The organism is Streptomyces sp. NPDC018610, from assembly GCF_044391765.1.
Classification (GTDB): domain Bacteria; phylum Actinomycetota; class Actinomycetes; order Streptomycetales; family Streptomycetaceae; genus Streptomyces.
In genome coordinates, this window is the sequence record NZ_JBISAL010000001.1 from 1222545 (window position 1) to 1237603 (window position 15059).

General features: G+C 74.8%; 10 protein-coding genes. 8 read left to right on the forward strand and 2 right to left on the reverse strand.

Translation table 11 applies throughout. The features are described 5' to 3' along the window. The first annotated feature begins 410 nt into the window (after positions 1-410). The 6 genes from ACH5A8_RS05400 to galE all read left to right on the forward strand — a co-directional run bounded on the left by ACH5A8_RS05400 (position 411) and on the right by galE (position 10596). Positions 411-2675, forward strand: a complete 2265-nt coding sequence (locus ACH5A8_RS05400) for a CDP-glycerol glycerophosphotransferase family protein (RefSeq protein WP_398998129.1) — start codon at positions 411-413, stop codon at positions 2673-2675. Between the two features lie 8 nt (positions 2676-2683). After that, positions 2684-4972 (forward strand): CDP-glycerol glycerophosphotransferase family protein, encoded by a 2289-nt coding sequence (locus tag ACH5A8_RS05405; RefSeq protein WP_398998131.1) that lies wholly within the window; start codon positions 2684-2686, stop codon positions 4970-4972. Positions 4973-5112: 140 nt separating this feature from the next. Continuing rightward, on the forward strand, positions 5113-6498 hold the full coding sequence (locus tag ACH5A8_RS05410) for a hypothetical protein (RefSeq protein WP_398998282.1): 1386 nt from the start codon (positions 5113-5115) through the stop codon (positions 6496-6498). 117 nt (positions 6499-6615) lie between these two features. Next, on the forward strand, positions 6616-7902 hold the full coding sequence (locus ACH5A8_RS05415; protein ID WP_398998133.1) for a glycosyltransferase 87 family protein: 1287 nt from the start codon (positions 6616-6618) through the stop codon (positions 7900-7902). Positions 7903-7947: 45 nt separating this feature from the next. Continuing rightward, positions 7948-9549, forward strand: coding sequence for a glycosyltransferase family 2 protein (locus ACH5A8_RS05420; RefSeq protein ID WP_398998284.1), 1602 nt, complete (start codon positions 7948-7950; stop codon positions 9547-9549). Positions 9550-9615: 66 nt separating this feature from the next. Next, positions 9616-10596: a UDP-glucose 4-epimerase GalE gene (gene galE, locus ACH5A8_RS05425; RefSeq protein WP_398998135.1), complete on the forward strand. Its 981-nt coding sequence runs from the start codon at positions 9616-9618 to the stop codon at positions 10594-10596. 88 nt (positions 10597-10684) lie between these two features. On the opposite strand, the gene ACH5A8_RS05430 is transcribed toward galE, so the two are convergent. Further along, the gene (locus ACH5A8_RS05430) at positions 10685-11323 is read right to left on the reverse strand and encodes a TetR/AcrR family transcriptional regulator (RefSeq protein ID WP_398998137.1); all 639 of its coding nucleotides are present in this window, start codon (positions 11321-11323) and stop codon (positions 10685-10687) included. A 170-nt stretch (positions 11324-11493) separates the two neighbouring features. Here ACH5A8_RS05430 and ACH5A8_RS05435 point away from each other — a divergent pair, with 170 nt between their 5' ends. Both ACH5A8_RS05435 and ACH5A8_RS05440 read left to right on the forward strand, forming a co-directional pair. Next, positions 11494-12408, forward strand: a complete 915-nt coding sequence (locus ACH5A8_RS05435) for an ABC transporter permease (protein WP_398998139.1) — start codon at positions 11494-11496, stop codon at positions 12406-12408. Continuing rightward, positions 12401-13192 (forward strand): ABC transporter ATP-binding protein, encoded by a 792-nt coding sequence (locus tag ACH5A8_RS05440; protein ID WP_398998141.1) that lies wholly within the window; start codon positions 12401-12403, stop codon positions 13190-13192. Before ACH5A8_RS05435 ends, ACH5A8_RS05440 begins: the two co-directional genes overlap by 8 nt. 180 nt (positions 13193-13372) lie before the next feature. Here ACH5A8_RS05440 and ACH5A8_RS05445 read toward each other — a convergent pair whose 3' ends face one another. Then, complete coding sequence (locus ACH5A8_RS05445) at positions 13373-14902, reverse strand: hypothetical protein (protein WP_398998143.1); 1530 nt, start codon at positions 14900-14902, stop codon at positions 13373-13375. Positions 14903-15059: the final 157 nt, after the last annotated feature.

The following is a 15059-nucleotide window of genomic DNA, read 5'->3' on the forward strand; positions in this document are numbered from 1 at the left end:
GCGCGCGACACCGGCGCACCGGTCCGGCGCCCGCCCCTCGCACCGCTTCTCGCGCCGTCCCTCGCGCCGTCGCCCGCCCGGCGTTCCCCGGCGGCGCCGTCGCGCTCCTCCGCGCCCCGTGGGCGTTCCCCGGTCGCCACCGTGCCGCAACCCGCCGGCCGCCAGACCGTCACCGAGAGCCGTCGAGGGCCGTTTGTCCTTCCGGGAGTCCGCGTGCGCGCCGGCACCTCGTGGCCCACGCCCGCCCGGCCCCCCGCCTGGCGGCCGTCGGGACGCCCGGGCCGGCCCCGCGCGACGGCGGACCCGGCCCGCCGGCCCGCCCGACGGTCCGTACGCCGGCGGGCGCGCCGGGACGACGGGCCGGGACACCGACGGGTGGGCCGGACCAAGGCAACGACAGAGAGAGCAGCATGCCCCGCTTCAGCATCATCGTCCCGTCCCATGGGGTGGCGGGCCGGCTGTCCCAGGCCCTGGACTCGGTCCTCGCCCAGTCCTTCGCCGACTTCGAGCTGATCCCGGTGTGCGACGCGCCCGACGCTCCCGCCGCCGACGTCGCCGCCGGATTCGCCGCACGGGACCCACGGGTGAGAGCGGTGCACTCGCCGCCGTCGGCGGGGCTCGCCGGGGCGCGGAACGCCGGGATCGGCGCGGCACACGGCGCGTACCTGCTCTTCCTCGACGGCGACGACCTGCTCCTGCCGGGCGCGCTGACCGCGCTCGCCGGCCGGCTGGAGGAGACCGGCGACGTGGACGCGCTGTACTTCGAGCACGAGCGGGCCCCCTGGTGGGAGGGTCCGCCGGCCGGCCCGGCCGAGCCGCTGCCGGCGGCGGCTCCCGCGCACGCCTTCCCGCCCGGCGAGGTCCCCCGGCTGACCGGCGTGCGCCGGCCGGCCTGGAGCGCCGCCCACCGCCGGTCCTTCGTGACCGGTCACGGCCTCGCCTTCCCCGCCGGACACCACACCGACCTGGGCTGGGGCGGCCTGGTCACCGTGGCCGCCCAGCGGATCGCCGTGCTGCGCCGGGCCGTCGTACGGCACCGGGAACGCCGGCAGGGCAGCCGGCTCGAACTCCCGGGCGAGCACCAACTCGACCTCCTCGACCAGTCCGAGCGGGTGCTCGCCCGGGCCGCGGAACAGGGTCTCGCGGCGGAACGGTTCACGGCGCTGTTCGAGCAGGTGCTGTCCGCCGTGCTGGAGACCGCCGCGCACCCCGGCCGGGTGCCCGCGCGCCACCGCCGCGCCTTCCTCCGCCGCGCCCGCGCCCTCCACCGCCGCCACCGCCCCGCGTCCCCGGCCGGTCGGCCCCGTCCGGCCGGGTCACGGCCGTCCGGCGGCGGACCCGTGCCCCGGGCGGCCGGCCGCCTCGGCCTGTCGCCCCTGCTGCCCGCCGCCGTCGCGCACCCCGTCTTCCGCGCCCTGTGCGCCGCCGGCCGGACCGGCGCGCGGGCCGCCCGGGTGCGCGCCGCCGCCCTCGCGCGCGCCCAGGGCCTGGCGACGCGCCTGGCCTACCGGTGGCACCTGCGCCGGCCGATCGACGAGAACCTCGTCGTGTACTGCGCCTACTGGGGCCGGGGCTACGCCTGCAACCCCGCCGCCCTGCACGCCGCGGCCCGCGAACTCGCCCCGCACCTGCGCTCGGTGTTCCTGGTCGAGGCCGGCCAGGAACACACCGTGCCCGCCGACGTCGACCACGCGGTGATCGGCAGCCGCCGTCACTGGCGGGTACTGGCCCGCGCCAAGTACCTGGTGAACAACGCCAACTTCGCCGACGCCGTCGTCAAACGGCCCGGCAGCGTGCACCTGCAGACCCAGCACGGCACGCCGCTGAAGACGATGGGCTGCGACCAGTCGACGTACCCCGTCGTCGCCGCGCAGAGCGGCAGCTTCACCAAGCTGCTGCGCCGCGTCGACCGCTGGGACTACAACCTCTCCGCCAACCGCCACTCCACCGAGATGTGGGAGCGGGCCTTCCCCGGCGGGTACGAGGCCCTGGAGTACGGCTATCCGCGCAACGACCTCTTCTGCACCGCCCGCGCCCAGGACGTGGCCCGCGTCCGCCGTGAGCTCGGCGTCCCGGACGGCGCGACGGCCGTCCTGTACGCCCCCACCCACCGCGACCACCACACCGGCTTCGAGACGGGCCTGGACCTGGACGCCTTCTGCGCGGCGGCCGGCGAGAACGTCGTCGTGCTGCTGCGCGCCCACTACTTCTACGACCGCGGCGGGCGGCGGGGCGGCGGCCGGGTCATCGACGTGACCGCGCACCGCTCCACCGAGGAGGTGTGCCTGGCCGCCGACGCGCTGGTCACCGACTACTCCTCGATCATGTTCGACTACGCCAACCTCGACCGGCCGATCGTGATCCTCGCCGACGACTGGGAGGTGTACCGGGAGACGCGGGGCGTCTGTTTCGACCTGATGGACTGCCCGCCCGGCCCGGTGGCGCGCACCCCCGAGGAACTGGCGCGCCTGTTCGGCGACGGCTCCTGGGCGGGCGCCCGGTCGGCGGCGCTGCGGGCGGTGTTCCGCGAGCGGTTCTGCCAGTTCGACGACGGGCGGGCCGCCGAGCGCGTCGTACGCCGGGTGTTCCTCGGCGAGCCCCCGGAGTCCCTGCCGCCGGTGGTCCCCCTCGCCCGGCGCGTCCCGGCCCCCGCGGCCGCCCTCGTAAGGAGCTGACGACAGCAGTGCCCCGATTCAGCGTCATCGTCCCCTGCTTCAAGGTGCAGGGCTTCCTGCGCGAGTGCCTCGACTCGGTCCTCGCACAGTCCTTCCGGGACATCGAGGTGATCGCCGTCGACGACTGCTCCCCGGACGGCTCGGGCGCCATCCTCGACGAGTACGCGGCACGCGACCCGCGGATGCGGGTGCTGCACCTGCCGGAGAACGTGGGGCTCGGCCGGGCCCGCAACGCCGGACTCCCGCTCGCCGTCGGCGACTTCGTGCTCTTCCTCGACAGCGACGACACCCTCACCCCGGGCGCGCTGCGCGCCATGGCGGACCGGCTGGCCGAGACCGCCGACCCCGACGTGCTGGTCTTCGACTACGCGCGCACCTACTGGTGGGGCGGGACCCGGCGCAACGTCCTGGCGGGGGTGCTCGCCGAGTGCTCCGACGGCACCTTCACGGCGTCCGAACACCCCCGGATCCTGGACCTGTTGATGGTGGTGTGGAACAAGGCCTACCGGCGCGGCTTCGTCGAGGAGCACGGCTTCGCCTTCCCGCCGGGCTACTACGAGGACACGCCGTGGACGTTCCCGGTGATGCTCAGCGCGGAGCGGATCGCCACGCTCGACCGGATCTGCCTGCACTACCGCCAGCGCCGGCAGGGCAACATCCTGTCCACCACCAGCCGCAAGCACTTCGACATCCACGACCAGTACGAGCGGGTGTTCGCGTTCGTGGACTCCCGTCCCGAGCTGGCGACCTGGCGCCCTTACCTGCACCGCAAGATGGGTGAGCACTGCCTGGACATCCTCGCCAAGCCGGACCGGCTGCCCCCGTCGGACAAGGCGGAGTTCTTCCGCGGCACGGCCCGCGTCTTCCGCGCCCACCGGCCCGCCGGAGCGCCCGTGGAGGGCGAGGTCCGGGTCCTGGAGGGGAGTTACGCGGCCTACCTGCTGCGGCGACAGTCGGGCCGGGCGGAACGTGAGCTGGCGCGGCGGGCGTCGAAGGTCCGCAAGGCGGCGGGCCGTCGCGCCAGGGACGGCTGGGCCGCGCTGCACACCCGCCGGCCGCTGGACCACGACCTGGTCCTGTACTCGGCGTTCCACAGCCGCGGTGTGCTCGGCGACCCGGCGGCCGTGCACCGGGCGGCCCGCGAGATCGCCCCGCACCTGCGCGCGGTGTGGGTGGTCAAGAACCCTGAACTCGCCGAGGAGACCGGGCTGCTGCCCCCCGATGTGGAGTACGTGCTGCCCGGCACCCCGCGCCACCGCGCACTCGCCGCCCGGGCCGCGTTCCTCGTCAACAACGTCAACTGGCCCCACGCGCAGACCAAACGCCCCGGCAGCGTCCACATCCACACCCACCTCGGCACGCCGCTGAAGTACATGGGCGCCGACCTGCTGGACAAGCCGGGTGCCCGGCGCGGTCTCGACGTGCCGCGGATGCTGGCCCGCGCCGACCGCTGGGACCACAGCCTGGTCGCCAACCGCCACTCCGAACTGGTCTGGGAGCGCGCCTACCCCTGCCGTTTCGCCTCCGCGCGCACCGGCAGCCCCCGCAACGACGTGCTGGTCGGCGCGGCTCCCGAGGACGGCGCGGCCGTCCGCGCCCGGCTCGGCATCCCGGCGGAGCACACGGTGGTGCTCTACGCGCCGACCCGGCGCGAGTACCGGCACGGCGGGTACGTCGAACGGGTGGACCTGGGCCGCTTCGCCGAGGAGCTGGGCGAGGGCCACACGCTCGTGGTCCGCCTGCACCCCTCGCTGGCGAGCGGCCCGGCGCGCGGCATGGGCCTGACCGAGCTGCACCGGCGCGGGGTGCTCGTCGACGCGACCGACGAGCCGTACGTCGAAGAGGTGATGCTCGCCTCGGACGTGCTGGTCACCGACTACTCCGCCCTGATGTTCGACTACGCCAACCTGGACCGGCCGATCGTGGTGCACGCCGACGACTGGGGCGCGTACGCGGCGAGCCGGGGCGTCTACTTCGACGTCACCGCCGAACCGCCGGGCCATGTCTCGCGCTGCTACGAGGAGTTGGCCCGGCTGCTGACGTCCGGGCGCTGGCGGGACGCGGAGTCGGCGCGGCTGCGGACGGCGTTCCGGGCGCGGTTCTGCGAGTTCGACGACGGCTGGGCGGCCGAGCGGGTGGTGCGGACGCTGATCCTCGGCGAGGAGGACTGGATCCCGCCGCGGCCACCACCTACGGTCCGGCCCGCGAGGGCGGGCGAGGCGGACGGCCGGTCCGGCGGGACGGGCGCCCAGGTGCCCGCGCAGGCCTCGGGCCACGACCGGCTGACGTCGTCATGAGGCCGCCCGCCCCGGCCCGGGGTGCCCTCGCCCGCCTTCGCGGCCCGCTGAACCTGGTTCGCCGGCTGCCGGCGGTACCGCGCGGGCCGCTGAACCTGGTTCGCCGGCTGCCCGCGGTGCCGCGCGGGCCGCGTCGCTGGGTGCTGCTGCTGGCCGTGCTGTTCGCGCTGCTCCAGCTCGGCACCGTCACCGGCCGGGACACCCCCGACACCAAGAACTACCTGTCCTACGCCCTGAGCCTGCGCGGGGAGGGCAAGCGCGAGACGGCGGCCGTCACGATCGACTACGCCTGCGCCGGGGAGGCCGTCCGGGCCGACCGCAGGCACAGCGTGGACGTACTGCGGTTCGGCGCGCCGAGCCCGGCCGCCCGGGTGGCCGCCGAGTGCCGGGCCGAGCTGTGGCGCGAGGTGGACGCCCGGCTGCGGGCCGGGCAGACCGGCGGGCACACCCTGCCGTTCATGTCGGAACGGTTCATGCGGATCTTCGAGGTGCGGCCGGGTTACCCGGTGTTCCTGATCCCGTTCGTCACGGCGTTCGGCGTGACCTGGGGGCTGTGGGCGGCGGGCGTGGCCGTCACGGCGGCGGGGGGCGCCCTCGTGTACCTGCTGCTGCGCACCCGGCGGGTCCCGGTCCCCCTGGCGCTGACCGGCCAGGCCCTCTACTACGTCCTGCCGTGCGGCACCACCGCCATGCGGCCGATGGCCGAGGGGCTGATGCTGGCGCTGACCCTGGCGGCGCTGTGGGGCTGCGCGCTGGCCTTGGACGGACGCCGGCGGCCCGGCGTCACCCTGACGGCCTGCGCGCTGGCCGCGCTGTTCGCGGTCAAGCACTCGCAGGCGCTGTTCCTCGGCGCGAGTCTGGCCGCCGCGGGCGCGCTGATCGCCGTACGGCGCCGGCGGCGGGGACGGCCGCCCGGCCACGAGGTCCTGGCGCTCACGGCGGTGGCCTGCTGCGCGGTCGCCGGCACGCTGCTGCTGGCGCGGGCGCTGCACTACCCGACCGAGACCGACAGCGTGCAGGACCTGCTCACCGATCACTACGCCCGCCCCGACCGGGCCCACCCGTGGCAGGAGCTGCTGCGGCTGGAGGCGGACTTCTGGCGGGAGTGGCTGCGGCGGCGCCTGTGGCAGCCGGTGTTCGCCGCCCTGCTCGCGGCGGGCGCCTGGGGCGCGCTGCGGCGCGGCGGCCGGACCTTCGGCGCCTTCGCGGTGGCGTCCGCGTTCACCGGGATCCTCACCCAGGCGGCCCACCCGGACATCACCGTGTGGGGCGAACGCCTGATCGTCCTGACCTGGCTGCTGCCGGTCGTGGGAGTACCGCTGCTGCTGGAACAGCTGACGCGGTCGACGCCGGCAGCGGCGGGGAATGCACCGGCGCCCCATCCGGCGGCGAAGGCGCGGGAGCCCGGTCCGGCCGCCGGAGCGCCGGGACACGGGCCCGCGGCGGAGGTGCCGGGGCCTCGCCCGGGGGGCGATCCCGGCCCGGCACGCCCGGACGACCGCCCGAGCCGCCCGCTCCCCTCCTGAGGGCCACGGAACGGGTGGAGGCGCCGGTGGCGGCGCCGGGGCCGGTCGGTGCCTTTTGGCCGACCGTGCGGCGTATCGGCGCGGGCGCGGCGTTCGCGCGGTCTACGATCCGCCGTGATGAGTGCCTTCCGGAGCATGCCGTCCGCCCTCGCACGCGCGTCGACGAGGCACCGCCTGCTCGCCCTGACGGCCGCCTGGCTCCTCACCCGCGCCGCGATGCTGTGGCTGCTCGCCCACGACACGCGGCCCCTGCTGGGCCGGGGCGCGGTGGCCCGCGAGGTCTGGAAGCTGTACCACCACTGGTACACGGTGCTGTCGCACGGCGCGTTCCCCGCGCACGACACCCTGTGGCAGTACCCGCCGGGCGCCGCACCGGTGCTGCTCTCGCCCGCGCTGCTGCCGGGCCTGACGTACTTCCAGGGCTTCGTCGCGCTCACCCTGGCGGTGGACGCGGTGATCGCGCTCGCGCTCGCCCGCGCGGGCACGCGGCCCGGCCGCAGTCTGCGCGGCGCGGGCTACTGGACGCTGGGCCTCCCGCTGCTGCTGCACGTCCCCCTGGCCCGCTACGACATCCAGGTCACCGCCTTCGCCGTGCTCTCGCTCCTCGCGCTGCGCCGCTCCCCGCGCGCCGGGGGCGCCCTCGCCGCGCTGGGCTCGCTGGTGAAGGTGTGGCCGGCCCTGGTGCTGCTGGGCGTGGACCGGGGCCGTACGACCCGCTCCGCGTGGACGTGGGCCGCGCTCGCCGGGGCCGCCGCCGCGCTGGTGCTGGCCGGGACGTTCCGCAACCCGCTGGCGTTCGCGCGCCAGCAGGGCGGGCGGGGCGTGCAGATCGAGTCGTTCGGCGGCACGGCGCTGGCCCTCGCCACGCACGCCGGCTGGCCGGGGAGGGTGCGCTACCAGTACGGGTCGCTGGAGTTCACCGGACCGCACGTGGCCGCCGTGGCGCACGTCTCGCTGGCCCTGTCGGCGGCGGCGTTCGCCCTGCTGCTGTGGTGGCGGGTGCGGGCCCGCCGGTGGACGCCGGCGACGCCGTACGACGCCGCGCTGAGCGCCGTCCTGCTGTTCACCGTCACCAGCCGGGTGATCAGCCCCCAGTACATGATCTGGCTGCTGGGGCTGGCCGCGGTGTGCCTGACCTCGCGGCAGACCACACAGCGTCCGGTGGCCGTGCTGGTCGCGGCTGCCTGCCTGGTCAGCGTGGTCGCCTACCCTACGCTGTACCACCTGGTGGCGGCCTGCACATGGACGGGTTGTGTGCTGATGCTCGTCCGCAACGGTTTGCTCGCCGCTGCCGCGGTACTCTCATTCGCCCGGCTGTGGCGCTCGGCGAAACCGCTCGCGCCCCACACGCAACCCGAACCGGACCCGCGCCGTCTTCCGCAGGGGACGCTGAGTCCCTCCTGACGGCAGACCACCGACCTCCGCCTACGAACCCGGCCCGTGGATCCCATGCACCCGCACCCCCACCAGACCCCCCACGTCAGCGTCGTCGTCATCGGATACAACGACGTCGCCCACATAGCCCACGCGGTGCGCTCGGCGCTCGCGCAGGGCCCAGCCGTCCGTGAGGTCGTCGCCGTCGACGACTGCTCGACGGACGGCAGCCACGCGCTGCTGGAGCGGCTCGCCGCGGGCGAGCCCAGAGTGCGGGTGATCCGGCGCGAGACCAACAGCGGCGGCTGCGGCAGCCCCCGCAACGCGGGCATCGACGCGGTGACGTCGCCGTACGTGATGTTCCTCGACAGCGACGACGTGCTGCCGCCCGGCGCGGTGGACGCCCTGCTCGCCACCGCGCGCGAGGAGCGCGTGGACGTGGTGAGCGGCCTGTGCGTGCGCCGGGAGCTGCCCTCCGGGCGCGAGGTGCCCTGGCAGGAGTCCCTGTACGCGCACGCCGCCGTCCTGACCGGCCCCGAGCGGCTGCCGCGCCTGGTGCACGACACCCTCTGCGTCAACAAGCTGTACCGCGCCGACTTCCTGCGCGAGAACGCCGTCCGCTTCCCCGAGGGCCGCTTCCCCTACGAGGACATCGTGTTCACCGCGCGGGTGCTGGCCGCCGCTCCCCGCCTGGCGCTGATCCCCGACCGGGTCTACGTGTGGAACGTGCGCCGCTCCGCCGAACGGCTGTCGATCTCCCTGGACCGCGCGGACGTCGGCAACTGGCGCTCGCGCACCGAGGCGAACCGGCAGGCCTACGAGATCCTGCTGGGCGCCGGGCAGAAGAAGCTGGCGCGGGCGGCCCGCGCCAAGTTCCTCGACCACGAGCTGCGCATGTACGCGCGCGAGCTGGGCCTGCGCGACGCGGAGTACCGGCGCGCGTGGTGGGCGCACACCCGCGCGTACCTCGGCGAGTACGACGCCGCCGACTGGGCCGCCGACCCGGCCGCGCCCGGCCGACTCCTGGCCCGGGTGATCATGGCCTCGCCCGAGCCGCGCGACCTGCCCCGCCTCCAGGAGCTCGCCGCGCGCCCGGCCCGCCTGTGCCCGCCCTACGCCCAGTCCGCGGACGGCACCCCCCTCTGGTCCGACGACCTGCCCCGGGTCACCCTGGAGCCGTACCGGACCCGGCCGGCGCACCAGCTGCCGCTGGCCGTGGACGCGGCGCTGCGCCCCCGCGCGCGGGCCACCGTGCTGCGGCTGCGCCTGCACGAGATGTACGGCAGAGTGGCGGCGGCCGGGCCCCGGTCGCTGGAGATGGAGTGGCGCCACCGGGAGGACAGGCGCCCGGCCCGGCGCGCCACCGTCCCGCTCGTGCTGTCCGCCGACGACACCTGGTCGGCCGAGACGGCCGTGGACCTGGCGGCGCTCGGCGCGGGCACCTGGGACCTGCGGCTGCGGGTGCTCTTCGCCGACGGCACCGGCCGGGACGTGACGGCGCACGCCCGCGCGGGCGCCGGTCTACTGCGCCGCAGCGTCGTGCCGAGCCTCCGGTTCGGCGTCCTGCTGGCCCAGCCCTACGCCACCCACTCCGGCGCGCTCGCCGTGCGCCTGGCGACCGGCCTGCGCGGCGTGACCTCCGTGCTGCGCGGCCGGCTGCGCCGCCTGCTGCGCTGACGAGGCCGGCGAGAACCGATCCGAGCGACCCCGCACCCTGGGCACACTGACGAGGAGAGGCCGCACATGACCTGGCTGATCACCGGCGGCGCCGGTTACATCGGAGCGCACGTCGTCCGCGCGATGACCGAGGCGGGCGAACGGGCCGTGGTGTACGACGACCTGTCCACCGGCACGGCCGACCGCGTCCCGGACGGGGTCCCGCTGGTGGTGGGCTCCACCCTGGACGGTGACCGGCTGGCCCGCGCCCTCGCCGAGCACCGGGTCGACGGCGTCGTGCACCTGGCGGCGAAGAAGCAGGTCGGCGAGTCCGTGGACCGGCCGCTGCACTACTACCGGGAGAACCTCGAGGGGCTGCGCGTGCTGCTGGAGGCGGTGACGGCGGCCGGTGTCGGCTCGCTCGTGTTCTCCTCCTCGGCGGCGGTGTACGGCATGCCGGACGTGGACCTGGTCACCGAGGAGACACCGTGCGCGCCCATGAGCCCGTACGGCGAGACGAAGCTGGCCGGGGAGTGGCTGGTGCGGGCGACGGGCCGCGCGACCGGCCTGGCGACGGCCGCTCTGCGCTACTTCAACGTGGCGGGCGCGGCGCGCCCCGAGCTCGCGGACACCGGTGTCTCCAACCTCGTCCCGATGGTGTTCGAGCGGCTGACGGGGAACTCCTCCCCACGGATCTTCGGCGACGACTACGCCACGCCCGACGGCACCTGCGTACGCGACTACATCCACGTGGTGGACCTGGCGGAGGCGCACGTCGCCACGGCGCGCGCCCTGCGCTCCTCGCCCGGCGCCTGCCTGACGCTGAACGCCGGCCGCGGCGAGGGCGTCTCGGTGCGGGAGATGATCGACACGATCAACGCCGTGACCGGTCACCACCGTCCCCCGACGGTCGTCCCGCGCCGCCCCGGCGACCCCGCCCGGGTCGTCGCCTCCGCCGACCGCATCGCCACCGAGCTCGGCTGGAAGGCCCGGCTCGACATCGACGACATGATCACGTCGGCCTGGGCCGGCTGGCTGCGCCTGCACCCGGAGGCGGCCCGCGACTGACGGCCCGCCCGCCGCGTACGACAAGAGGGAGCCCGCGGGCGCGGGCTCCCTCTTGTCGTACGCCGTCCTTCGCCGTCCCCGCCGGCCGCTACAGCGCCTTGATCGCCTCCGCCGTGCCCCGGGCGAGGGCGCCCAGGTAGCCCTTGGGGAGCTTCGGCGAGCGGATGACGACCGAACGCCAGTACAGCGGGCCGGAGATCAGGTCGAGGGCCAGGTCGCGGTCGAGCCCGGACCGGATCTCGCCACGCTCCTCGGCCGCCGCGAGGATGCTGCTGGCGACGCTCTCCTGGCCGTCGCGCAGCGCCTTCTGCACGGCGTCGGCGAGGTCCGGGTTGCGGGCCGCCTCGGCCTGGAGGTCGGGGATGATCTGCGAGGCCACGGGGTGGCGCAGGGCCCGGGAGGTCACCTCGTACAGCAGCCGGAGGTCCGTCTCCAGGGAGCCGGTGTCGGGGGCGGGCAGGCCCTGGACCGCCAGCGCCGAGACGACGTCGAGCACCAGGTGCAGCTTGGAGCGCCAGCGGCGGTACACCGCCGTCTTGCCGACCCCGGCGCGCCGCGCGATGCCCTCGATCGACATCCGCGCGTAGCCGACGGCCGCCAGCTCCCCGAAGACGGCCGCCCGGATCGCCTCGGTCACGTCCTCGCGGAGTACGGCCGCCCCGGCGGGGGCGCGGCGGCGCGGACGCGTCTGGGGTTCGCCGGCGTTCGTCGTCATGCCGTCCAGCATAGGGCGTCACGACGATACGGTTGCGTTCCGACGTCGCTAGGCCCTACTCTCACGTTGCGACGATACGGTCCCGTTCCGACGTAAGAGAACGTGAAGAGAACCGTAAGGAAACGGACGGCGGACCCGGAGCCGCACGCCCGTACCCCCTCCCCCCGACGAAAGCAGCGGATGTGAGCCAGGTCCTCCACACACCGCCCCCCGCCCCGGCCCACGCCGAGGACGACCTCACGGCGCTCGCCGCCCGGTACGGCCTGTCCGTCAGCGGCGCCCGCCCCTCCCTGTCCCAGTACGTCCGACAGCTGTGGGCGCGGCGGCACTTCATCACCGCGTTCGCCACCGCCAAGCTCACCGCCCAGTACAGCCAGGCGAAGCTCGGGCAGGTCTGGCAGGTGGCCACCCCGCTGCTGAACGCGGCCGTCTACTACTTCATCTTCGGCGTGCTGCTCGGCACCAAGCGCGGCCTGGCCGACTACATCCCGTTCCTGGTCACGGGCGTGTTCGTGTGGACGTTCACGCAGAGCTCGATCATGGCGGGCACCCGGGCCATCTCCGGCAACCTGGGCCTGGTGCGCGCCCTGCACTTCCCGCGTGCCGCCCTGCCCATCTCCTTCGCCCTCCAGCAGCTCCAGCAGCTGCTGTTCTCCATGGCCGCGCTGGTGTTCATCCTGTTCCTGTGCGGCGTGCCGGTCGGCCTGTCCTGGGCGCTGACGATCCCGACGCTGCTGCTGCAGTTCGTGTTCAACGCGGGCGTCTCGATGATCATGGCGCGGATGGGCGCCAAGACGCCGGACCTCGCGCAGCTGATGCCCTTCATCCTGCGCACCTGGATGTACATCTCCGGTGTCATGTTCAGCATCGACAAGACGCTGAAGAACACCGACCTGCCGGCCGCGGTGAAGACGCTGCTGGAGGCCAACCCCGCCGCCGTCTACATCGACCTGATGCGCTTCTCGCTGATCGACAGCTTCCACGCCAAGCAGCTCCCGCACCACGTGTGGGCGTACGCGCTGGGCTGGGCGCTGCTGGCCGGCGTCGGCGGCTTCGTCTACTTCTGGAAGGCTGAGGAGAGGTACGGCCGTGGCTGAGCCCAGCACCGAGAAGGTCCCCACCGTCGTCGCCGACAAGGTCGACATCGTCTACCGGGTGCACGGCACCGGCGCCGGACGGGGCAGCGCGACCGCCGCGCTCAACCGGATCCTGCGGCCCCACAAGGCCGAGAAGGCGGCCGGCGTGCGGCGGGTGCACGCGGTGAAGAAGGTGTCGTTCGTCGCCTACAAGGGCGAGGCCATCGGCCTGATCGGCACCAACGGCTCCGGGAAGTCCACGTTGCTCAAGGCGGTGGCGGGCCTGCTGCCGGTGGAGAACGGCAAGATCTACACCAACGGCCAGCCCTCGCTCCTCGGCGTCAACGCGGCGCTGATGAACGACCTGACCGGCGAGCGCAACGTCCACCTCGGCGGACTGGCCATGGGCATGTCCCGGGAGCAGATCAAGGAGCGCTACCAGGACATCGTCGACTTCTCGGGGATCAACGAGAAGGGCGACTTCATCACCCTGCCGATGCGGACGTACTCCTCCGGCATGGCGGCCCGCCTGAGGTTCTCCATCGCCGCCGCCAAGGACCACGACGTCCTCCTCATCGACGAGGCCCTCGCCACCGGCGACCGCGCCTTCCAGAAGCGCTCGGAGGAGCGCATCCGCGAGCTGCGCGAGCACGCGGGCACGGTCTTCCTGGTCAGCCACAACAACAACTCCATCCGCGACACCTGCGAACGCGTCCTGTGGCTCGAACGCGGCGAACTGCGCCTGGACGGCCCCACCGACGAGGTCCTGAAGGCCTACGAGACCTTCACCAACAGCAGGTCCTGACCCCCGGCGGGGAGAGCGGGTCCCGACCGTCCGGCAGGGCCGGCGGAACGGACCGGCCCGGCAGGGCCGGCGGATCCGGACCGGCAGACGCCGACGGCAGGTTTGAACCGTCCGGCCCGAGCGGCCGCGGTCCCCCGGCGCGCAGCGCGTGCCGTGCGGGCCGCGGCCGCTCGCGTCCCGTCAGGGATTCACCGCGTACAGGACCTGGCCGCCGGCGCCCCGGGCGACCGGGCGCAGGCCGGGGGCGGGGCGGGGTGTGGCGGTGTCGACGACCCAGCGCACGGCGTACGCCCGCAGGATGTCCCGGCGCACCCCGGGCGGCGTGCCGCGCCGGTAGTAGCGCTGGACGGCCCGTTCGCGCCCGTCCTCGTCCGCGAGGAAGAACTCCGGGTAGCCGGGGGCCACGGTGTACGCGCCATAGGCCGGGATCAGCCGGGAGGGGAAGTCCCTGGCCATGACGACGTCGCCGTACCGCACGTGCGGGGTGATCCAGTGGTAGCCGGCCCACGGCCGGGTGTAGTTGGCGGCGAGCGCGGCGGGCAGCCGGGCGCGGCCTACGACGTAGCCGAGCACCCCCGACTGGGTCCACGCGCCCGCCGCCAGCGCGGCGGCCAGCGCCCAGGCCCAGCGGATCCGCACCGCTCGCGCGCCTCCCTCGACCACCGCCAGCGCGGCGGCGAGCTGGGCCGGGACCAGCGCCGCGGGCAGGGCGCGGCCCCAGGAGTAGTGGCCGGTCACGAAGCCCGCCGCGCACACCAGCGCGCCCAGCGCGAAGAAGACGACGAGGACGTCCCGACGGTCGCGCCGCCACCGCGGCACCAGCGCGGCCACCCCGAGCAGCGCCAGCCAGTAGCGGCCGGCGAAGTGGTCGTAAAGGGCGCGGTGCACCTCCTCCAGGTCGCCGCCGGCCGAGGACAGCGCGAAGAAGTCGTAGTACGGCCACAGGCCCAGCACCAGCAGCCCCAACGCGGTCCCGACGGCGATCCGGGGCCACCTCTCGCGCGGGGGCCGGGCGCAGACCACCGCCGCGAGGGCGCCGAGGGTGTCGACGACCCCGGTGAACTGGTGGCACAGCAGGATCACCGCCCACAGCGCGCCCAGCCCGAGCCACACCTCCCAGCCGGCCGGCGTGCGCAGCGCCCGGGTGAGCCAGGCCCAGTGGTGGAAGGCCAGGCCGAGCGCGAGCACGCTGGGGTACGACACCGTCAGGGCGAGCGAGTTCAGGGAGAGGAAGCCGCTCCAGTTGATCAGGACCGTGCCCCACAGCAGGACCAGGCTCAGGGCGGCCACGGCGGGCGCGGCCGGGTGCGCGCTGAGGGTCCGCACGTACCGCCGTACGCCCGTCGCCAGGAGCACCAGCCCGGCGAGCGCGGCGAGGCGCAGCACCACGAAGACCGACAGTCCGCCGGCCCGGGCGGCACAGCCGAGCACCAGCATCCACGGCGAGTAGTACGGGCTGGGGGTGTCGGTGCGGACGAGCGGGTTGCCCGGGTGCACGAGGTCGTGGCGCAGGCGCTCGACGGTGGCCGCGTGCATGCCGAGGTCACCGGCCCACGGCAGCCGGACGATCACCAGGAGCAGCAGGACGGCGAGGAGGGCGACGGCGGCCCAGGGGGCGGCGGAGTGTCTCGCGGCCACCGGCGGCCGCAGCGCGGCTCGGCCGGCGGGGCGTGCCTCAGGCGTCGCGAAGCGCATCGTCGCGAAGCGCATCGTCGCGAAGCGCATCGTCGCGAAGCGCATCGTCGCGAAGCGCATCGTCGCGGAACGGCCGGCCACCGGTGGGGTTCACGATCACCCGGCAACATTACCCGAATGATCACAAATAGCCGCAAAAGGTACATTGCCGCGCGGCGTGCGCCGAACAGCG